This window comes from Micromonospora sp. PTRAS2 (assembly GCF_054052245.1).
The window spans coordinates 1-21,368 of record NZ_JBSWBU010000006.1 but is presented as its reverse complement, the minus strand read 5'-3'; the positions used below and the strand labels follow the sequence as shown (position 1 = coordinate 21,368).

Sequence of the window (21,368 nt, the reverse complement as noted above, 5' to 3'; positions counted from 1 at the left end):
CCTGTCAAACAGCGATCGGAAGAGGCGACCATGACCGGAACCACCTCCCCGCGCGTCGACGCGGCCCCGCCGATGCCGGGCCCGAAGCGGATTCCGCTGAGCGCGCTGCGCACCCTGGCCAACCAGCCGCCGCTGTTCTTCGCCGAGATGCGCGACCGGCACGGGCCGTTCGTTCGGCTGCCCCTGCCGCAGCGACCCATCTACCTGGTCAGCGACCCGCACGCCATCCAGGAGGTGCTCGTCACGGCGAACCGCTTCTACGGCAACGACATCCTGCGCAGCGCCGCCACCGGCCGCCGGGAGACGCCCCTGACGATGCTGCTCGGTCAGGGCCTGCTGACCAGCGACGGTGACCTGCACCGCCGGCAGCGACGGCTGATCCAGCCCCTGTTCCACCGGCAGCGCATCGCCGGGTACGCGGAGGACTTCGCGGCGCTGTCGGAACGCCACGTGCGGGACTGGCCGGACGGGGGCGAGGTGGACATGCTCCGGGAGATGGTCACCCTGACCCTGTCCATCGTGGCCCGCACGGTCTTCGACGTCGCCCTCGGCAGCCGGGAGGCGGAGACCATCCGCACCGCGATGCCGCGCAACGACGGGCCCCTGCGGTACGCCCTGATGCCGATGGGTGGCCTGCTGGCCCGGCTGCCCTCGCCGTCGAACATCCGGTTCTGGCGGGGCCGTGCCGCGCTCGACTCGGTGGTGTTCGAGCTGATCGCCCGCCGCCGGGACGAGGGCGCGGACGGCGCGGACCTGCTGTCGCTGCTGCTGCAGGCGCGCGACGCCGACACGGGCGAGCCGATGGACGACCGCCAGGTCCGCGACGAGGCGCTGACGCTGCTGATGGCCGGGCACGACACCACCGCCAACGCCCTGGCGTGGGCGCTGCACCTGCTGGTCGGGGAACCCGCCGCGCTGGCCCGGCTGCACCGCGAGGTCGACGAGGTGCTCGACGGCCGCCGGGCCACCCTGGAGGACCTGCCCCGGTTGAAGTGGACCACGGCCGTGTTCCAGGAGGCGTTGCGGATCTTCCCGCCGGTGTGGACCGTGGGGCGTCGCCCCCTGCAGGAGCGCGTCCTCAGCGGCTACCGCCTGCCCCCGGACGCGATGGTCATGATGAGCCCCTGGGTCGTGCACCGCGACCCCGTGCTCTGGGCCGACCCCGAGCGGTTCGCCCCGCAGCGCTGGCTGGAACCCTCCGGCGAGGACGACCCGCTCACCGGGACCGCCCTCGGCCCGGACCGTCCCAAGTTCGCGTACTTCCCGTTCGGTGGTGGCCCCCGGCAGTGCATCGGCAACGTCTTCGCCCAGATGGAGGCGGTCATCGCCCTGGCCACGATCTGCCAGAGCTGGCACTTCGCACCACTGGGCGGCCAGCGGGTGCAGCCTCAGGCGCGGATCATCGTGCGGCCCCGGCCGGGTCTGCGGATGCGGGTGCTGCGGCGGCGGGCCGGGAGCTGACCGGGATGGTCGTCCCCACGCACCGGCGGCTGCGCCTGCCCCCGCCGGTGCGGCCCGACCTCGTCGACGTGCACGGCACACCGGTGGCGGTCCGCCGCCGCGGCGCCGGGCCCGCGCTGCTGTTCCTGCACGGGGCGGGCCTCGCCGGTCGCTGGCTGCGGTTCCACGAGCTGCTGGCGCGACGCGCCGACGTCGTCGCGCCCGACCAGCTCGGCTGCGGCGACACGCCCCTGCCGGACTGGCTGCACGGCTTCGACGACCTGGTCACGCACTACGACGACCTGCGCCGCACGCTCGGCCTCCACCGGCCGTTCGACCTCGTCGGATACTCCTTCGGCGGCTGGGTTGCGGCGGAGTTCGCGGTGACGTATCCCCACCTGGTGCGCGCGCTCGTGCTGATCGCGCCGGTCGGCCTGGCCCCGCCCGACGGGCCGCCCGTCGCCGTCGACCCCTTCGCCGCCACGGACCGGGAACTGATCGAGCTGACCATGAACGATCTGCCCGCCGTGGGCGCGCTGCCCCGCGCCGCCCGGCGGCGTGGCCTGCACGCCGACCAGGCTGCCTACGCGCGGCTGTCCTGGCGTCGGCCGTACAGCCGGCGGTTGCCCCGCCTGCTGCGGCGGGTGACCGCGCCGGCTCTCGTCGTGGTGGGCGGCGCCGACCGGTACGTGCCGGTCGAGGTGCCGCGCCGCTACCACCGGCTGCTGCCCGACTCGCGACTGGCCGTGGTCGAGGCGGCGGGCCACGCGCTCGTGGTCGAGCGGCCCGACGCCGTCGCCGACCTGGTCGGCGGCTTCCTCGACGGGATCGGCAGCGGGTGATGCGCTTCTACCACCTCCTCACGGGGCCGGCCGGTCCGCCACCCGGGCGCACGGACCTCGGCGCGGGCCGCGACCTGCTCCCCGCGTACGTCGACGAGGCCGTCGCGGCCGAGGCGCTCGGCTTCGACGGCGTCTGCCTGGGCGCCCACCACCTCGCGTCGCACGCCCGGGCCGGCGACCCGAACGTCCTGGCCGCCGTCGTCGCCGCGCGGACCACGCGGATCAGGATCGCCGTCGTCGGCAACGCGCTGCCGCTGCACGACGACCCGTTGCTGTTGGCGCGGACACTGGCGACGCTCGACCTCGCGTCGGCGGGACGTCTCGACGCCGGCTTCGTGCGGGGCACCTGGGCCGATCTCCACTCGTCGCGGCTGGACCCGACCACCGTGGAGGAGCGGTTCTGGGAGGGGCTCGACCTGATCGTGCGGTCGTGGGCGGAGGACCGGCCCTTCCGCTGGGACGGCCGGCACCACTACCGGCCCCGGGTCGACGCCCCGGTGCGGCCCCGGCAGTCGCCGAGCCCGCCGGTCTGGCTGCTGACCGAGGCCGGTCGGCCGACCGTCGCCGAGACCGGCCGGCGGGGGCACTCGCTCGTGGTGCCCACCGGCCCCCGGTCCTGGGTCGTCGACGTCTGCCGGCGGCACCGGCAGGCGGCAGCGGCGGCCGGACGCGCCCCCGCCGACGTCGTGACCTGCGTGCCGGTCCACCTCGCCGAGCACGACGGGACCGCCCACGAGCAGGCGCGGGAGCAGTACGAACGCCTCCTCCGCGCTGCCGCGTCGACGCCGGCCGTCCCGCCGCCCGTGCCGGGCGGCCCCGGGCCCGACGGCACGCCGTGGGCGGGAGACCGGCCGGGTTTCCCGCCGCCGTCCTACGACGACCTCGTCGCGCAGGGCCACGTCCTCGTCGGCTCGCCCGGCACCGTCCGCGACCGGCTCTACGAACATCTCCGGGACACGGGCGCGGCCGTCCACGTCGGCGGCGGGGGCATCCTGGGCGCGATGCCGACACCGCTCCTCCGGCGGAGCATGACGATCTTCGCCCGGCGGGTGGTCCCCCGGCTCCGCCAGCTTTCCCGGCACCGACCCGCGCCGATCAGCCATGGGCCCGCCGGGCCCCCGACGGACAAGGAGTCCACCATGTCAGACATCTCCCTCGACCAGGCCCTCACCCTGCTCAGGGCGGTGGTCGACCACGCCGGGAAGATCGGCGCGGTCGTCGCGGCCGAGGTCGTCGACGCCTCCGGCACCACCGTGGCCGCCCAGCGGATGGACGGTTGCTTCCCGAGCGCGGGGCTGCTGGCGCGCAAGAAGGCGTACGGGGCGCTGAACTTCCGCGTGCCGACCCACGTCGCCGTCGAGGCGTTCCCCGAGCCGGTCAGGACGGCTTTGCTGGCGGCCGAGCCGGGCCTGACGTTCCTGCCCGGGGGAGTGCCCGTCCTGCGGGAGGGAGTGGTGGTGGGCGCGCTGGGGGTCACCGGCGGGGCCGGCGAGCAGGACGTCGCCTGCTGCGACGCCGCGCTGGAGGCGCTGGCCGACGGGGCCTGAGCCGCTGGCCGACGGCCGGATGCCTGCACCAGGGGCGGAGGGAGACTCCCCGCAGGGGAGCCGCCTCGCTCCGCAGAGGAATGGCCGCCGCCGGTCGTCCGACCGGCGGCGGCCATTCGCTGGCTGCCGGGGTTGCTCAACCCCGGGATCGCTCAGCCCCGCGTGCCGGCCCCGTCCGGAACGTGCGTCGCGCGGGACACGACCCGGTCGATCAGCCCGTAGTTGACCGCCTCGTCGGCGGTGAACCACCGGTCGCGGTCGGCGTCGGCCTCGATCTCGTCCACCGACTTGCCCGTGTGGCGAGCCGTCTCCTCGCGCAGCACCCGCTTGACGTAGAGCATCTGCTCGGCCTGGATGGCCACGTCGGACGCGACGCCCTGGATGCCACCGAGGGGCTGGTGCATCATGATCCGCGAGTGGGGCAGGGCGAACCGCTTGCCCTTGGTGCCCGCCGACGAGAGAACCTGACCCATCGACGCGGCGAGCCCGACGACCAGTGTCGACACGTCGTTCTCGATGAAGTCCATCGTGTCGCAGATCGCCAATCCGGCGTCCACGGAACCGCCGGGGGAGTTGATGTAGAGGTGGACGTCGCGGACCGGATCTGCGGCGGCCAGCAGCAGGAGCTGCCCGCAGACGCGATTCGCCACCTCCGCGTTCACTTCCGAGCCGAGGAAGATAATGCGCTCCTCGAGCAGTCGGTTGAAGAGGTTGCCGTCGAAGCTGAGGTTGCTCTCGCCGGCGCGAGCGATGATTCCGAGTGGTGCGTCTGGTGACATCGCTCCCAGGCGCTCGGGCGAGCGGGTCATCTGGCTACCTCCGGTTGAAGCTACGACGATACCGAAGCCATTCTACTGTGATCCTCATTGGTCGAAATCCCGTGAGATGACATTCTGCCGACGGCATAACGAATTCTCAATCTTGACACCGATCCACTTAGGATGCTTGTCTGGTTCACCGTTGCGGCGCGATAGCGAATAGACGGACATCCTGCCCTCCCAATCGCGCGGCGTGAGAGGTTGCCATGTCTTCGAAGGATCTTTCTCCAGCCGATTCGCGCCGCTGGCTGGCCCTCGGGGTCGTCGCCACCGCGCAACTCATGATCGTGCTCGACCTCGCGGTCGTGTTCGTCGCGCTGCCGCAGATGCAGACCGACCTGTCGATCTCCCTGGCCGACCGGCAGTGGGTCGTCTCCGGCTACGCCATCGCCTTCGGCGGACTGCTGCTCCTCGGCGGCCGACTGGTCGACTATCTCGGGCAGAAGCGGATGTTTCTGGCCGCGCTCGTCGGCTTCGCCATCGCCTCCGCGCTCGGCGGTCTGGCCGATAACGGCGTCCAACTGTTCGCGGCCCGGGCCCTGCAGGGCGCCTTCGCGGCCGTCGTGGCGCCCGCGGTGCTCTCGCTCATCTCGGTCACCTTCACCGAGCAGGCCGACCGCGCCCGCGCCTTCGCCGTCTACGGCATGGTCTCCGGCAGCGGCGCCGCCGTCGGGCTCCTGCTCGGCGGCGCCCTCACCCAGTACGCCTCCTGGCGCTGGTGCCTGCTCGTCAACGTTCCCATCGTGCTCGTCACCGTCGTGCTGGCCGCCGCCACGCTGCGGCCGGACCCGCCGGCGGTCAAGGGACGCCGCTACGACCTCGCCGGGGCGCTGACCGCCACCCTCGGACTGGTGTGCCTGGCCAACGGCCTCACCCTCGCCGAGGCCAACGGGTGGATCTCGGTGGTCACCCTCGGCTCGCTGGCCGCCGGCGTCCTCCTGCTCGGGGTCTTCGTCCTCGTGGAGGCGCGCAGCAGGCAGCCCCTGCTGCCCCTGCGCATCGTCAGCGAGCCGCACCGGGCCCTGCTCTACCTCGCCGCCGTGCTGGCCAACGGGGCGCAGCTGTCGATGTTCCTCTTCCTCACCTTCTACTTCCAGAACACCAGGGGCTACGGGGCCGTCCAGACCGGCCTGGCCTTCCTTCCGTTCGCCCTCGCCATCATCACCACCGCCCAGTTCAGCGCGCCCGCCGTGGTGCGGTTCGGACCCCTGCCGGTGATGTCCGTCGGCGCCCTGGTCGGCGCGGCCGGGCTGTTCACCCTCACCCGACTCGGCGTGGACTCGCCCTACCCCACGGCCGTGCTGATCCCCCTGGCGCTGATCGGGGTGGGCGTGGCCATGTCGCTGTTCCCACTGAACAACGTCGTCCTGCTGGGCATCGACCCGAAGGACGCGGGGGTGGCCAGCGCGGTCGTGAGCACCACCCAGCAGATGGGCGCCTCGATGGTGACGGCCCTGCTGAACACCCTCTTCGCGGGGTCCGTCGCGGGTTACCTGCTGACCAGGCCGAGCGACGAGGCGGCGGCCACGATGCACGGCTACCGGGTGGTGTTCGGCTGGGAGAGCGCCCTCTACCTCGCCGCCTTCGTGCTCATCCTGCTGGCCCAGCGCCGGGTCCGGCGGGCCGTCCCCGACCAGGTCAAGGCCGCGGCCTGACCACCACCGGCAGCTCGCTCGGCGCCATCAGCGCCTGGGGCAGCTCCTTCACCGGATGCCCGGGCACCGGTTCGAGGCGCCAGCGGGACACGATGGTGGCGATCGTCGTCACCATCTGCGCCCACGCGTAGCCGTCGCCGATGCACTGCCGCTTGCCGGCCAGGAACGGGATGTACGCGTCGTCGGGCGGCTGCGGCGCTCCGGGCAGCCAGCGGTCCGGGTCGAAGCGCAGCGGCTCGGGGAAGGACCGCGGGTCGCGGTGCTGGGCATAGATGCTGAAGAGGGTCTCCGTGCCCGGCGGCAGCTCCCGGCCACCGAGCTCGACCGTGGTGTTGGTCCGGCGCATGAACATCCAGCCCGGGTGGTAGAGCCGCAGGCACTCGGTCAGCACCCGGCGGGTGTAGGTCAACCTGCCGATGGCCTCGAACGTCGGCGGCCCGTCGCCCAGCACCGAGTCGATCTCCGCGTATAACTGCTTGGCCACCGCCGGCTCGCGGGCCAGCTCGTGGAAGAGCCAGACCGTCATGAAGGCCGCCGTCTCGGTGCCGGCGAACAGGATCAGGAAGATCTCCGCGATGATCTGCTCGTCGCTCATCCTCTCGCCGGTCTCGGCGTCCCGCGCGGCCAGGAGCATGGTGAGCAGGCTGGCGTCGTCGGCGCCGGTCCTGCGTTGCTCGACGACCGCCTCCCGGACCGCGGCGCGCATGCGGCGGCTGGCCTGGACGTAGCGCCGGTTGCCCGGCGTGGGCACCTTCTCCAGGAACTCCACCGGTGACATGGTCCGCCAGGCCACTCCCTTGACGATGGTCGTCCACGACCGCTGCACCTCGTCGTTGACCCGGCCGCTGACGTCCGCCGAGAAGAGCGTCTTCGCCACCATCCCCAGCATGAGCTGGAGGGCCTGGGCCTTCAGCGGCACGACCTCGCCCGGCTGCCAGCGCGACGTCATGGCGGCGGCGGAGTCGGCCATCACCCGGAAGTAGTCCTCGATGCGCTCGCGGTGGAAGGCGGGCTGGATGAGCCGGCGCTGCCGGGTGTGGAAGGCCCCGTTGGACACCGGCAGCCCGTTGCCGAACTCCTGACGGATCTTGTCGAAGTACTTTCCCTGGTCGTACTTGCGGCCGTCGGTCACCAGCATCCGGTGCACCAACTCCGGGGAGTTCACCGACAGGACCCGTTGCGGCCCGAGGTGCACCCAGGCGAGGTCGCCGGTGTCGCGTAGCGAACGCATGAAAGCGAGGGGGTTCCTGAGCAGCCGGGGCACGTGACCGATGCCCGGCAGCTTTCCCGGCACCGTGGGGATGCCGGCCGGGCCGGCGGTCGGACTCGACACATCCACTCCTTCGACGGCGTTCGCCCGCCGTGGTCGCGGGGACCTACTGAGCGTGCCGGCCCGGCACCGGCCGAAGTATCGGGTGAACCCCGCTCCCCGACCCCGAAGGCAGCGCCGAAGATGTGAAATCACCGAATAATATGATTCACCTGATCTGCCCGACATGGCTGCCCACACTCGGGGCATGACGACCAATCTGGAACCGGAGGTGACGGAACTGCTCCGCCGCCTCTACGCCTCGTTCAACGCCCGAGACATCGACGACATCGTCACCGTTCTCAGCCCGGCGGTCGACTGGCCCAACCTGATCGACGGTGTCCGCGCCACCGGGCCGGTGGCGGTGAGCGAGTACTGGCGGCGTCAGTTCGACTCGATCGACCCCCGGGTCGAACCGCGCGCCATCACCCCGGAACCCGACGGCCGGATCTGCGTCGAGGTCCACCAGGTTGTCCGGACCCTCGACGGGGAGGTGCTGGCCGACCAGGTGGTGCACCACCTCTACACCATCCGGGACGGCCTGGTGGAACGCATGGACGTCCGGGAGCCGGTGTCCTGACCCGCGCCCACCTCCAGTAGGCCCGAACCAGGGCTGGCCCAGCCGGGCACCGTCGAAGGGCACCGACCCGCCGGCGGTGCCCGGCCCCGTGTCCGCCCCCTCCCGACGGCTGTCCCGGTGGGTCACCACGGGCCCGATCCTGACAGCGAGTTGAGTAATCTGCGTCACACGTTGAACCGTTCGGCCGGCGGGACCGCTCCCGTCGTCCACCTGCAGCGGGACCTCTTTCCCGAAAACCGCAACCGGCCGCCAAAGGGCCCATTCCCCCGTCGGGGGAGAATCGCCAGCGCAGCCCACCCGACACGGAAAGTCATGACTCCTGACGTGGCGTGATCGACGTCGGTCACCCGCCCTGATCGGCGGGGCGACAATTTGCGCCGCTCACTACCCTGTTTCATGATCCCGTGCCGTGGCACCCGCCGATAGCGATAAGGGCTTCAGATGAGCAGCAATCACCCTCCGTACGGAGGGCAGCCGGATCCGAACGTCACCCCGTGGAGTGGGCCGCCCGCCCCCGCGCAGCCCGCCGGGTATCCCGCGTACGGCCAGCCGGGCTACGGCCAGCCCGCGTACGGCCAGCCGGGGCCCCCGCAGTTCGGTGCCCCCATGCCCCCGCCGCAGAAGTCGAACCGGGGTCTGATCATCGGCCTGGCCGCCGGTGCCGTGGTCGTCGTCCTCGCGATCTGCGGCGCCGGCATCGGGCTCGCCCTCGTTGGCGACGACGAAGATCCCACCCCGATCGCGTCCGGCCCCGCGACGGCGGCCCCGAGCAACGGCAACCCCCAGCCCGGCACGGAGACTTCGGCCGCCCCCGAGCCGGCCGAGTCTCAGGAGCAGCCGAACAACAACAACGCGCTGACGGCGCGCTACTCCAGCGACCTGTCCGGGGTCTGCGACGGCAGCCCGATCCTGAACGCGGCGACCTACAGCGGCCCGTCCGGCGCGAAGGCGTACACCTTCGCGAACTCCATCGAGCGGCCCACGTTCTGGTCGACAAAGTCGGTCAGTTCGGCGAAGCCGTACTACGCGAAGTCGGCCGACTTCACGTCGGTGTCGGTGGTCGCCTGCCTGAAGGTCGACGAGGGCAGCGAGGGCACGCCCAAGAAGTGCGACTACAAGGACAACTCCGGCAAGCAGGTCACGATCTCCTACATCTCGTCGCGCTACACGATGACCTTCTACGCGGCGAAGACCGCGGAGAAGATCGGCGACGGCGGCACCGTGAACGCCCCGGCCAACCGGTGCCCGAGCTTCATCTCGTACAACAAGATCACCATGAAGTCGTACGCCTCGCCGGACAGCGGCACCATCGAGGCGGCCCTGGACAAGTTCCTGTCCTGAAGCGGGTTCACGAAGCGGGGAGGGGCGGAACATCGTCCCTCCCCGTTGTTGTGGAAGACGACGGTCGACGTAGTGGGGACGGGTCCTATGGAGCTGAGTCGTCTACGTCATCACCCCGTCACCCACCCCGCCCCTGTGCCCACCCCGGTCTCTGTCGCGCCGGGCCCCGGCGCCCCCCGCGTCCCGGGCCGGTGATCAAGAGGTTTGCGTCACCGTCGAGATCAACTCTGACGCTTTTCTCTTGATCACGGGGGCGAGCGGGGGCGGTTGCGCGAGGATGATCTGGATTGCCTCCGGGCGGCTGCCCTGGATCCGCGGATTCCCGAGGCCACCACGGTTCCACAGGCGTTCTCGGTGGATGCGACGTGTGCGTTCGTTCGTCGACAGTGGAGCCGGGTGGAGGGCGGTCAGGGGATTTCGCTCGCGGTCGCCGATGCGGTGACCGGCCAGGCCGTCGGTTCGGTTGTGCTCATGCTGCGACCACAGCCGGGTGTCGCCGGCCTCGGGTACTGGCTCATCCCCTTGGCGCGGGGGGCATGGATATGCCAGGCGAGCGGCGACGCTGGTTACTTCGTGGGCCCTGGATGTCGCGGGCATCGCGCGGGTGGAGGCGTGGGTCGAGCCGGACAACGAGGCGTCCCGACGGGTTCTCACCGCTGCCGGATTCGAGCAGGAGGGCGTGCTGCACAGCTTCCTGACCTTTCCCGACCGGCGTGCTGACGCCGTCGTGTTCTCCCGGATTCGAGATCCCGCCGGCGAAAGGACTGAGGGTGGTTGAGGCGAGTCCGGGAGGCTATGGCCTCAGGATCCTGGCGACACTCTACGAGTGCTGTCCCGAGTTGTCGGCAACGAAGACGCCGAGCCGGGGCGCTGGCGGCGGCGGGTCGCCGAGGCGGTCGTACCCGATGGGGTGGCGACCTCGCGGTGCGACGGCGCGGTCGGCCACGGGTGGCCCGAGCGGCGGCGGGCGGCGGGCCGGCCGAACCAGCGCGCGGACCGCTACCGGGCGCAGCTGCCCGCCCAGCGGCGCGGGTCGGTGCCGTGTCGGCAGCTCGGGCGGGCGCTGCGGGAGCTGCGCACCGAGGCGTGCATGACGCTGAAGGCGTCGCCGAGGCACTGGAGTGCAGCCGGCAGAAGGTGTGGCGGATCGAGAGCGGCCTCGGCGTGGTACGCGGGGTCGACGTGCGGGCCATGTGCGAGCTGTACGGCGCGCGGCGCGAGCTGACCGCCGGGCTGGTCGCCCTGGCCGGCGAGACGCGGGGGAGGGGCTGGTGGCACGCGTACGGCGATCCCGTACCCGACTGGCTCGACCTCTACGGCGGCCTGGAGTCCGCCGCGTGCCGGCTGCGCGAGCACGCCGGGGCGCTGGTCCCCGCGCTGTTGCAGACCCGGGCGTACGCGTCCGCGACGTGCCCGCCCCGGCCCGGCGCGACCGCCGAGGAGCGGACCGGCCGGTCGAGGCGCGGCTGCTGCGGCAGGGCCTGCTCCGGCGGCGGCTGCCCGCGCCGCCCCGGTTCGAGGTGGTGCTCTCCGAGGCGGTGCTGCTGCGGATGGTGGGCGGCGCGGAGGTCATGGACGGGCAGCTCCGGCATCTGGTGGAGGCGGGCCGGCTGCCGCACGTGTCGATCCGGGTGCTGCCGCTCGCCGCCGGGGCGTGCGACGGGGCGGTCGCGGGCTCGTTCGTGCTGCTGGACTTCCCGCTCGGCCTGCGCGTCGACCCCGACCCGCCGGTGGTCTACCAGGAGTCGCTGACCGGGGCGCTCTATCTCGACCGGCCGGCGGAGTGGGCCGCCTACGAGCAGGTCTGGGCCGGCCTCGACGCGGTGGCGCTGGGCGAGGAGGGGTCGCGCCGACTGATCGTCAAGATCGGCGAGGAGGTGCACCACGGCTGAGCGATCAGTGTTCGGAGTGTCGCTCAGTGTCGCGGCCGCTGCTGCGCCGAAGGGCGCGTACCCTGTCTGGACCGGTGGGCGTGGTGGTGGAGGAGGTGGCGATGGCGGGTGACGATTCGCCGGCTGTCGACCTGACGCTGCGGGCGGTCGGGCCGGCCACAGAGGGTGGTCGCCTCCCGCTCGCCGAGCTGTCCCGGCTGGCAAGCGGGTTGCAGGCGGCCCTGGAGCTGCTGGCCCTGAGCATCGCCGGCAAGGCCACCGGCCCCGGCCGTCGGCCCCGCGAGATCGTGGACGCGGTGCGGCTCGACTTCGTCGGATTTCGAACGGGCTCGGCGCTGCTGGACATCGCGCGAACCGGGCAGCTCTCACTCGACGAAGGAGTGTTGGAGCAGGCGTTGACGGTGCTGGAGGAAGGCACGAACCGTCTCCGCGAGCGACCGGAGGTCCTGCCACCTCACTTCGGCCCGCAAGTGCTCAATCAGCTCAGAAGCCTGACCGGTGGGATCAGTGCCAGGAACGTCACCCGGGTGGAGCTGTGGCAGGGCGATCGCACCCGGTTCGTGATCGACGAAGCGCTCCACCGAGCCGTCCGACGGACTTCTCTTGAAAAGATCGCCCAGGAATCGACAATCGTCGGCCGCCTGCACATGGGCGATTTCTCGCCCGCGACCCTGCGCTGCCGGATCGACACCTATGCCGGAAGTATCCTCTGTGACTTCGACTCTGACCTGCGGGACGCTGTGCTGGACGCGATGGACCAGGTAGTGATGGCGGAAGGCGTCGTCGAGCTCGAACCCAACGGCACGACAATCCACATTCTGCACCTGTCGAGCCTGCGAAGGCTTGACTCTGCCGAGCCGAAAAGCCTGGACGACATCGCCAGAGCGCAGGGCGTGACGCCGGTCCGTTCGGTCGAGGAACTACGAGGGGCACCGATAGGCGACATGGACGACTTTCTGGCGGCGCTGCGTTCGGCCAGAGGTGAGGGTGAAGGCCAGTGAAGCGGGTCCTCGTCGACACTGATGCCTTCTCGATCATCTGGCAGGGAGCCGATGACCACCTCGCTCAGCAGATGATTGGCTCGATGCCCATTCTCAGCTTTGCGACCGTCGCTGAGCTGCACTACGGCGCGGCGAAGGCGGGATGGGGCGATCGTCGTGTCCTGGCCCTCGACGAGGCCGTCCGGCGCTACGTGGTGGCCCCCTATGATCAGGAGTTGGCCCGGTTGTGGGGACGGCTCAAGGCGCAGGCCCAGTCCGCCGGCCACGCGCTGGGGCAGACGGCGCAGACCAACGATCTCTGGATCTGTGCTACGGCGATCCGCTACGAGGCTCCATTGCTGACATTGAACCGTCGACATTTCGACGGCTTTCCCGGGCTCGTCGTACTGCCCTGAGATAGCTTCCGCGCCGCGACTTCGTGGGCGGCGGTCAGAGCATCCGGCGGAAGGCGGCCACCGCGTCCCGCCGCATCCGCCGCGACACCGCCGCCTCGGTCACCAGCGCGGAGCCGTGGAACGTGGCCGGGTACAGGTGCGCCTCGGTCGGCACGCCGGCCTGGGCCAACCGCTGCGCATAGCGCATCCCCTCGTCGCGTACCGGATCGAACTGGCAGCCTGAGACGAACGCCGGCGGCAGCCCGGCGAGGTCCTCCGCGCGGGCCGGGGCGGCGTACGGCGACACGCCCGGGTCGCCGGGCCTGACGCCGTCCCCGAGGTAGTGGGCCCAGCCCAGCTCGGCGCTGGGGCGATTCCAGATCGGGGTGTCGACGTAGGCGAGCATGGACACGCTGTCGAGCCGGTCGTCGAGCACCGGGACGTCGAGATACTGCATGGCCAGCCGTGGGCCGCCACGGTCGCGGGTCAGCAGGGTGAGGCCGGCGGCGATCCCGCCACCGGCGCTGCGGCCGTAGAGGCCCAGGCGGGTGGGGTCCACGCCGAGTTCGTCGGTGTTGCCGGCCAGCCAGCACAGCACCGCGTAGCTGTCCTCCAGCGCCGCCGGGAAGGGCGCCTCGGGCGCGAGGCGGTAGTCGACGGCGATCACCACGGCCCCGATGCCGGTGGCGAACGCGGCCGCGTCGGCGTGTTCGAGCGCCAGGTCGCCGAGCACGAAGCCGCCGCCGTGCAGGTGCAGGACGGCCGGTGCCGACGCCGCCAACGGCTGCGGAGTGTAGATCCGCACCGGGACGGCGGGAGCGCCGGCTGGGCCGGGCACCGTGCGGTCGAGCACGGTGAGGCCGGTCAGGTCGGGCGGGGGAAGCTGGGCGGCGATGGCCCGTCCGACCTCGCGCGCGGCGGCCGGGTCACGAAGATCGAGGACGGGCAGCATCGGCACCCACGGCGCCAGCTCCGCGTCAAAGGCGTACGTCATGTCAACCTCCATGGCCGGAACCGCTCGGCAGGCCGCCGGGCGGCATTCGTCCTACCGACGAGCGACCGGGCCAGGATCAGACATTCTGAGCCGTACCACTTTCCGTCGGTCTGACGTCGCGGCCGTCGGCCCGGCGCCGACCGGGTGGACGGTCGGTGCCGGACCCGGTCAGCCCGCCAGCAGCAGCGCGACGCCGGCCAGCGCGCCCAGCGCGGAGAAACCGGCCCCGATGCCCAGGGCGAGCCGTGGCGACTGCGAGACCCGCCGGGAGTATCTGATGCGGTTCTCCACGAAGTGGAAGGTCAGCCAGGCGGGGACGGTCGACAGCGCGATCACCAGCAGGCCGGTGGACGTCGACAGCGGTCCCCAGTAGGCGGCCGCGATCGCGATCATCGGCCAGTGCCACAGATACAGCGAGTACGACAGCGCGCCGATCCAGCGCAGCGGCGCGACCCCGAGCGCGGTCCCCACCCCGCCCCTGGCCGGGGCGGCGCAGCCGGCCGCGATGACCGCCGCGGTGCCCAGCACCGGCAGGGCGGCCGTGTAGCCGGGGAAGTCCATCATCGGGGTGAAGGACAGGCAGGCCACCAGCACCGCCGCCAGCCCGGCCCAGCCCAGCACGACCGCGACCGGCCTGGGCAGCCGGGCCCACGCCCCGACCGACATGGCGACGCCCGCGCCGACGGCCAGCTCCCAGATCCGGCTAGTGGTCTGGAAGAACGCCGGGGACTGCGCGCCGACGGTGGTGGTCACCGACCAGGCCAGCGAGCCGGCGGCCAGCAGGCCCAGCGCCGTCGCCAGCACCGGCTTCAGTCGGGCGCCGGACACCTTGGCCAGCGCCACCGCCAGCAGGATCAGCAACGGCCAGATCAGGTAGTACTGCTCCTCGACGGCAAGCGACCAGAAATGCTGTACGGGGGACGGCGGCATCGTCGGGTCGGGGTTCGCGAAGCGTTCGGCCAGCCGCCAGTTCAACAGGTAGGACGCCCCGGCGACGATGTCGCCGCCGATCTGACCCCACCGGCCACGGGGCACCATCAGGAACACGAACACCGCTGCCGTCACCAGCACCACGTTGGCCGCCGGCAGCAGCCGCTTGGCCCGGCGGGCGTAGAAGCCCATCAGCGCGACCCCGCCGGTCCGGCTCTGTTCGGACAGCAGTTGGGTGGTGATGAGATAGCCCGAGATGACGAAGAAGACGTCGACGCCGACGAAGCCGCCGGAGAGCGCCGGCACGCCGGCGTGGAACAGCATCACCGTCACCACGGCGACCGCGCGGATTCCCTCGATGTCGCCACGGAACCTGGTGCGCGGCCGGTCGGGCGGGCCGGCGTGGTCCGGCCCGCCGACGGGCGGTGGTGACGCCGGCCGTTCCGGGCCGGCGGGTCGGGCGGGCGCTGAATGCGCCGCGTCGGCTTCAGTGGACATCGTTCCTCCGGGGGCATTCAGGCGGCATGATCTGGATCTATGAATACGAGGCCAGATGCATTCGCCGCCATATTCACCCTGGAATCGTTCTGCTGTTGAGACATGCGGCGTCGCGAATGCTGCGACATGTCGTGAAAGGATGCCTGCGGCTCGTGGAGTCGCGGTAGTTGCGGCAATGGTCGGATACCTAAATTATTCGAGCTAATTGAATGCATTCTGCGGGATGTGCCGGAACGCCCGTCGGTGTTCCTTTCCGGCTATGCACTTTCGGTCAACGGGCGCGGTCGATCGTGCCCGTCGCGCCGCCCGATCGGGTGACCGCCACCTGCTGTCGGCTATCCGACGCGGCAACCTGCCGTGCGTGTTGCCCCCGGCTGCATCGATCTGGTTGTCTTGCCGGCTCAAGGGTGGGTCCAAAGGGGACGGGTGCGGGATGGTCACGGCGCAGGAAACCACGTTGCAGGCTCTGCTGGAGGGGGCGAAGCAGTATCACGTGCCGCTCTACCAGCGGACCTACTCGTGGACCGAGATTCAACTCAAACGGATCTGGGACGACGTCTGCCAGCTCGCCAGGGACCGGGTCGACCACCCGGACGCCACCCACTTCATCGGCTCGCTGGTGCTCGCGCCCAGCCCGACCATGGGGCCGGTCGGCGTCGCCGAATACCTCGTGGTGGATGGTCAGCAGCGGCTCACCACGCTGACCATCCTGCTCTGCGCCATCCGCGACCACCGGGCCGAGCACGAGGGCGAGAAGCACCGGCTCCGGCTCGACCAGCAGTATCTGACCAACCCGTTCGAGGAACAGCGCTGGTTGAAGCTGGTCCCCACCCAGGCCGACCGGGACGCGTACGTGGCCTGCGTGAAGTCCACGCCGCAGGCCGGCGGTGACAACGCGGTGGGCCGGGCGTACCGGTTCTTCGCCAAGGCGCTGGACAACCTCGGCGCCGCCGAGGAACCGATCACCGTCCAGCAGATCGAGAGCGCCGTGATCACCGGCCTGGCGTTGGTGGCGATCACCGCCAGAACCGGCGACAACGTCTACCGGATCTTCGAGTCGCTGAACAACACCGGGCTGACGCTCACCCAGGCCGACCTGCTGCGCAACTACATCTTCATGCGGCTGCCCAACCGGGGACAGGCCGTCTACGAGTCGCTCTGGCTGCCGCTGCAGCAGCGGTTTACCCCGACGGAGCTGGTCCTGCTCTTCTGGCTCGACCTGGTGCACCACGATCCGAAGGTCAAGCAGAGCGACACGTACTCGACGCAGCAGGCCCGCCTCGAGAAGCTGCACACCGAAGCGGCCGTCGAAGCCGAGGTGCAGCGGTTCAGCCGGCTCGGCGCGCTGCTGCGGGTGATCCTGCACCCCGCCGAGGAACACGACCCGGGCGTACGGCAGCGGCTGGAGCGGCTCAGCGCGTGGGGCACCACCACCGTCTACCCGGTGCTGCTGCACCTGCTCGACCGACGGGACCAGGGCACCGCGACCTCCGAGCAGATCGCCGCCGCGATGCTGTACCTGGAGAGCTTCTTCGTCCGGCGGCTGCTGATCGGCCGGAGCACGATGAACATCAACCGCATCCTGCTCGCCGTGGTCACCGAGATGGACCGGGACCTGCCGGTCCACGAGGCGGTGCGGAAGTACCTGTCGACGGGCCGTAAGCACTGGGCCACCGACGCGAGCCTGCGTGCCCTGGTGCGGACCATCCCGTTCTATCTCAACGGCCGGGCCAGCCAGCGCAGCCTGGTGCTGCGCTGGCTGGAGGAGTCCCACGGCAGCAAGGAGCCGGTGGCGCTGGAGAAGCTGACCATCGAACACGTGCTGCCGCAGACCCTCAGCGACGAGTGGGCGCAGATGCTCGCCGCCGACCTCGACACGGACGAGACCCCCGGCGAGGCGCACGACGCGCTCGTGCACACCCTGGGCAACCTGACCCTCACCGGCTACAACTCGGAGTTGAGCAACAAGCCGTTCGCGGCCAAGCGGACTGCCCTGGCGAAGAGCGGTGTCCAGCTGAGCCGGGACATCGCCGACCGGCAGCGGTGGGGTCGCTCGGAGATCCTGGCGCGGGCCGACACCCTCGCCGACCGGATCATCACCAGCTGGCCGGGCCCCACCGAGGAAAGCGGCAACCAGTCCGACGTGCCCTGGGACGTGCTGGCGAAGGCCCTCGCCGAGCTGCCGGCCGGCTCGTGGACCACCTACGGTGACCTGGCCGCCCTGATCGGCACGGCGGCGCAACCGGTGGGGAACCGGCTGGCCAACCATCCGACCCTGAACGCCCACCGGGTGCTCCAGGCCGGCGGGATCGTCGCGGGCAACTTCAAGTGGCTCGAACCCGACCGCACCGACGACCCGCGCGACGTGCTCCGCGCCGAGGGCGTGACGTTCGACCAGCACGGCCGCGCCGACCAGGCCCAGCGCATCACCGTCGAGGAGTTGGCGCAGCTCGCCGGCATCACGCCGGAGGAACTGCCCGAACGTGCCCCCCGACCCGGGCCGGGCCAGGGCGGGACCTACGCCGACCGGTTCATCGAGCAGCTCACCGCCCGGCAGAGCCCGGCCGTCACCACCGCCGTGCTCGTGCTGCTCGAGGAATGGACCACGCTGGGCGGGACCCTGTCCTACGGCACCGGCGGGGAGACATCCTGCTTCCTGATGGCCCGGCGCAGGGAACACGAACTGGGCAGCATCTGGCCGGCCGTGATCTACCCGGGCGGAAAGTTCGAGGTGGTCTTCCAGCACCTCAGCGTCCGCACGCCGTTCGACGACGTGACCCTGCGGGAGGAGCTGCGGCAGCGGTTGAACCAGTTGCCGGGCGTCAGGATCGCCGCTGCCAAGCTGACTTTGCGGCCGGGCTTTCCGTTGACGGTCCTCGCCGACGCCGACGCCCGCGAGGCCCTGCTCGACCACCTGCGCTGGTTCTACGACCAAGCGCAGCTCAGCGCCCCCGACGAAGTCGCCCTGGTCTAGCCGATCCGCCTGACCCGATCCACCGCCCCGGAGGTCCCGTCCGTGCCGCAGCTCGCCTTCGCCAACAGCTTCTGGCACAGCTTCGACGTCCTGGAGAAGCCGGTCAAGGCCGGCGTACGCAAGGCGATGGAGAAGTTCCAGCAGCTCACCATCGCCGAGCTGCGTGCCGACAAGGGCCTGCACCTGGAGTCGGTGCACAACGCCCGGGACCCGCGCATGCGTACGATCCGGATCAACGACTTCTGGCGCGGGGTCGTGCTCGCCCCCGACGACGGCAGCGACACGTTCCTGCTGCTCAACGTTGTGCCGCACGACGACGCGTACACCTGGGCGGCGAAGCGCCTCTACACCGTCAACACGGCGACGCGGGCGTTGGAGGTCCGCAACGTCACCGCCATCGAGCAGCTGACTCCGGCGCTGGAGAAGGCGGCGGCCGGAGCCCCGTCCCTGCTGTTCGCCCGACACTCCGACACCGTGCTGCGGGACCTCGGCATCGACGACCAGGTGCTGCGGGCCGTCCGGACGATCGTCGACAAGCCGCAGTTGGAGGCGTTCGGCACGCTACTGCCCGAGGACCAGTTCGAGGTGCTGCAGTATCTCGCCGAGGGCTTCTCGCCCGACGAGGTCTACCGGGACCTGGTCGTCGAACGCCGGCCCGCCGACGCCCCGACCGAGCCCAACGAGAGCCTGGCGATGGCGATCGCCAACACCGCCAGCCGGATCACGCTGGTGACCCGGCCCGACGAACTGGCCGAGATCCTCGACAAGCCGTTCGCCGCCTGGCGGGTGTTCCTGCACCCGTCGCAGCGGCGCGTCGCCTACCGGGTGTCCTACAAGGGGCCGGCGCAGGTGACGGGCGGGCCGGGCACCGGCAAGACGGTGGTCGCGCTGCACCGGGTCAAACACCTCCTTTCCCGTACGCCCGACAGCCGCGTGCTGCTCACCACGTACACCAATGCCCTGGCCGCGACCCTGCGGGAGCACCTGGCGCTGCTCCTCGGCGACGACGAGCAGTTGGCGCGGGCCGAGGTGACCACGGTGAACGCCTTCGCCAGCCGCAGCGTGCGTGCGCTCGCCGGCCGGGTCGCGGCACCGATCGGGGACGCCGACGAACGGCAGGTGTGGCGGCGGGTGTGCCGGCGGCTCGACCTGCCCTGGTCCGAGCAGTTCCTCGCGCAGGAGTTCCGGCACGTCGTCCTCGCCCAAGACGTGCGCAGCCGTGACGACTACCGCGCGGCCAGCCGGCGGGGCCGCGGGACGGCGCTGGGCACCCGGCAACGCGACCAGGTGTGGGACGCCATCGAGATGTTCCTGGCCGAACTGTCGGCCGCCGGCAACCTGACGCACCTGCAGGTGTGCGCGCGGGCGGCGCACCTGCTCGACGGCGCCGACCTGAGCGTCCACGGTTTCGACCACGTGGTGGTCGACGAGGCCCAGGACCTGCACCCCGCGCAGTGGCGGGTGCTGCGTGCCGCCGTCGCGCCCGGACCGGACGACCTGTTCATCACCGGCGACCCGCACCAGCGGATCTACGACTCCCGGGTGTCGCTGAGCGCCCTCGGCATCTCCGTCACGGGGCGCAGCAGCCGGCTGCGCATCAACTACCGCAACACGGAGGAGATCCTGTCCTGGGCCGCCGGCGTGCTGGTCGGGTCGCGGGTCGACGACCTCGGGGGCGAGGGCGAGGACAGCCTCGCTGGCTACCGGTCGCTGCTGCACGGCACCCGGCCGCACGCGCAGGGGCACGACACGCAGCAGGCCGAGGTCGCGGCGCTGGTGACGCGGGTGGGCAAGTGGCTCGACCAGGGCGTCCAGCCCGGCGAGATCGCCATCTGCGCGCGGTTCAACCTGCTGCTCAACACCGTGTACGACGAGCTGACCGCCGCCGGCATCCCCGCCGTTCGGGTACGCGACCAGCCCGGCGCGGACGCCGACGGCGTACGCCTCGCCACGCTGCACGCGATGAAGGGCCTCGAGTTCCGCTGCGTCGCGGTGGTGGGGGTGACGGCGAAGGCGGTCCCCTTCACCAAGGAGGTCACGCCCAGCGAGGTCGACCAGGTGCAGCACGACAGTGACCTGTTGCGCGAACGCTGTTTGCTCTTCGTCGCGGCCACCCGCGCCCGGGAGGCGCTGCACGTGTCGTGGAGCGGGTCACCCAGCCCGTTCCTGCCGCGATCCTAGTCGGACCGGGGTTGGCCTGGGCGCGACCGGTGTAACCGGGAGCTGTGAGCCGTGACGGCTGATGCGGTGCACCGGCCCCTACGGAGCTGAGTCGTCTACGACATCACCGGCTACCCTTGCCGCCCCTGCCACCCCACGCCCATCCCGGCTCCAACCCCGCCCGGCTCGGCCCAGCGTGGCCCGGTGATCAAGAGATTCGGGTCATTGTAGAGATCAACTTTGACGCTTTTCTCTTGATCACCGGACCGGGCTGGGGCGTGGTCGCCCCCGCCGAGAGCGCACCGGGCATGGTGATGTCGTATATGACTCAGCTCCCTATTCGACGGGAGGCAGTCACCCCGCCTGGCGATGCCGACGGAGGGGCGGTGCCTGTCAGTTGGAGCGGTCAGGATCGTGACCTGCGTGCCCGGCCGGGCTACGTGCGCAACCGATAGTCAGGGACATCCTGTCCGTGGTCTTCGGCCGGCGCGTCGAGGGGGCGTGCGGCCATCCAGTTCCGGGTGGCCCGGTCTCCGAATCTGGGCTGCCCGACGCCATCCGTCGCCCGGCCCCGAAGCCCAAACGCCTGGGCGATGCGCTTCATCGCCTGAATGTCGACCACCGGTCACGGGTGAACGCTGTTCAGTGGAGCGATGCGGCCGGCGGCCGACGGTAGCTAAGGATGCGCATCGCTTCCTTGCCCGCCGCGCGAAGGTCCTCGATCCGAAGGTCAGGAACGTGATGGTCGTTCGCGCTGATGTGGGCGAGGAAGTCGTCCGGGAGGCGTACGTGGTAGGTCGCTACGTAGAACCAGAGGTCGTCGCGCCAGATCCATTCGCCGTCGGTCATGACCGACGCCCCGCCGACGAGGTGTCGGCCGCTGCCGAGGACGTCCAGCTCTGCGCCCATTACGTCGATCAACTCGTGCCCGTCGCGCAGGTAGCTTGTCACGCGATCGGTGTCGGGGAGTGGATCCGGAGCCAGGTAAGCATGGATGCTCTCGGCATAGACCT

At 71.1% G+C, this 21,368-nt stretch carries 15 protein-coding genes and 2 pseudogenes; 12 read left to right on the top strand and 5 right to left on the bottom strand.

The window, feature by feature from the left end:
• Positions 1-30 precede the first annotated feature (30 nt).
• The 3 genes from ACVMYR_RS19990 to ACVMYR_RS19980 are packed head-to-tail and all read left to right on the top strand — an operon-like array spanning position 31 to position 3,829.
• A complete protein-coding gene (locus ACVMYR_RS19990) occupies positions 31-1,461 on the top strand; it encodes a cytochrome P450 (RefSeq protein ID WP_457122412.1) in 1,431 nt (476 codons plus the stop codon).
• A 5-nt stretch (positions 1,462-1,466) separates the two neighbouring features.
• On the top strand, positions 1,467-2,282 hold the full coding sequence (locus tag ACVMYR_RS19985; RefSeq protein ID WP_457122411.1) for an alpha/beta fold hydrolase: 816 nt from the start codon (positions 1,467-1,469) through the stop codon (positions 2,280-2,282).
• Positions 2,282-3,829 (top strand): LLM class flavin-dependent oxidoreductase, encoded by a 1,548-nt coding sequence (locus ACVMYR_RS19980; protein WP_457122410.1) that lies wholly within the window; start codon positions 2,282-2,284, stop codon positions 3,827-3,829. The genes ACVMYR_RS19985 and ACVMYR_RS19980 overlap by 1 nt, the downstream gene beginning before the upstream one ends.
• Positions 3,830-3,981: 152 nt before the next feature.
• Here ACVMYR_RS19980 and ACVMYR_RS19975 read toward each other — a convergent pair whose 3' ends face one another.
• Complete coding sequence (locus tag ACVMYR_RS19975) at positions 3,982-4,608, bottom strand: ATP-dependent Clp protease proteolytic subunit (protein WP_043963218.1); 627 nt, start codon at positions 4,606-4,608, stop codon at positions 3,982-3,984.
• A 245-nt stretch (positions 4,609-4,853) separates the two neighbouring features.
• Here ACVMYR_RS19975 and ACVMYR_RS19970 point away from each other — a divergent pair, with 245 nt between their 5' ends.
• Complete coding sequence (locus ACVMYR_RS19970; protein ID WP_457122409.1) at positions 4,854-6,302, top strand: MFS transporter; 1,449 nt, start codon at positions 4,854-4,856, stop codon at positions 6,300-6,302.
• On the opposite strand, the gene ACVMYR_RS19965 is transcribed toward ACVMYR_RS19970, so the two are convergent.
• Positions 6,286-7,635, bottom strand: a complete 1,350-nt coding sequence (locus ACVMYR_RS19965; RefSeq protein WP_457122408.1) for a cytochrome P450 — start codon at positions 7,633-7,635, stop codon at positions 6,286-6,288. The genes ACVMYR_RS19970 and ACVMYR_RS19965 overlap by 17 nt on opposite strands.
• Before the next feature lie 184 nt (positions 7,636-7,819).
• Here ACVMYR_RS19965 and ACVMYR_RS19960 point away from each other — a divergent pair, with 184 nt between their 5' ends.
• From ACVMYR_RS19960 to ACVMYR_RS19935, 6 genes and pseudogenes are all read left to right on the top strand, one after another.
• Complete coding sequence (locus ACVMYR_RS19960) at positions 7,820-8,191, top strand: nuclear transport factor 2 family protein (protein WP_353898391.1); 372 nt, start codon at positions 7,820-7,822, stop codon at positions 8,189-8,191.
• 441 nt (positions 8,192-8,632) lie between these two features.
• Complete coding sequence (locus ACVMYR_RS19955; protein ID WP_396790081.1) at positions 8,633-9,532, top strand: hypothetical protein; 900 nt, start codon at positions 8,633-8,635, stop codon at positions 9,530-9,532.
• A 490-nt stretch (positions 9,533-10,022) separates the two neighbouring features.
• Positions 10,023-10,310, top strand: coding sequence for a GNAT family N-acetyltransferase (locus tag ACVMYR_RS19950; protein ID WP_457122407.1), 288 nt, complete (start codon positions 10,023-10,025; stop codon positions 10,308-10,310).
• A gap of 17 nt (positions 10,311-10,327) precedes the next feature.
• A pseudogene (locus ACVMYR_RS19945) lies at positions 10,328-11,424 on the top strand (helix-turn-helix domain-containing protein).
• 74 nt (positions 11,425-11,498) lie between these two features.
• Positions 11,499-12,425: a hypothetical protein gene (locus ACVMYR_RS19940; protein WP_457122406.1), complete on the top strand. Its 927-nt coding sequence runs from the start codon at positions 11,499-11,501 to the stop codon at positions 12,423-12,425.
• Positions 12,422-12,820 carry a PIN domain-containing protein gene (locus tag ACVMYR_RS19935; protein WP_457122405.1) on the top strand — a complete coding sequence of 133 codons (399 nt, stop codon included), beginning with the start codon at positions 12,422-12,424 and terminating at the stop codon, positions 12,818-12,820. Before ACVMYR_RS19940 ends, ACVMYR_RS19935 begins: the two co-directional genes overlap by 4 nt.
• Before the next feature lie 34 nt (positions 12,821-12,854).
• Here the strand turns inward: ACVMYR_RS19935 and ACVMYR_RS19930 are convergent, their stop codons facing one another.
• Positions 12,855-13,793 (bottom strand): alpha/beta hydrolase, encoded by a 939-nt coding sequence (locus tag ACVMYR_RS19930; RefSeq protein WP_457122404.1) that lies wholly within the window; start codon positions 13,791-13,793, stop codon positions 12,855-12,857.
• Between the two features lie 168 nt (positions 13,794-13,961).
• Positions 13,962-15,221, bottom strand: a complete 1,260-nt coding sequence (locus tag ACVMYR_RS19925; protein WP_457122403.1) for an acyltransferase family protein — start codon at positions 15,219-15,221, stop codon at positions 13,962-13,964.
• 433 nt (positions 15,222-15,654) lie between these two features.
• Here ACVMYR_RS19925 and ACVMYR_RS19920 point away from each other — a divergent pair, with 433 nt between their 5' ends.
• Positions 15,655-18,195 carry a GmrSD restriction endonuclease domain-containing protein gene (locus ACVMYR_RS19920; protein WP_457122402.1) on the top strand — a complete coding sequence of 847 codons (2,541 nt, stop codon included), beginning with the start codon at positions 15,655-15,657 and terminating at the stop codon, positions 18,193-18,195.
• 42 nt (positions 18,196-18,237) lie between these two features.
• Positions 18,238-20,376, top strand: a complete 2,139-nt coding sequence (locus tag ACVMYR_RS19915) for a UvrD-helicase domain-containing protein (RefSeq protein WP_457122401.1) — start codon at positions 18,238-18,240, stop codon at positions 20,374-20,376.
• A gap of 621 nt (positions 20,377-20,997) precedes the next feature.
• Here ACVMYR_RS19915 and ACVMYR_RS19910 read toward each other — a convergent pair.
• A pseudogene (locus ACVMYR_RS19910) lies at positions 20,998-21,368 on the bottom strand (hypothetical protein); the annotation flags it as partial.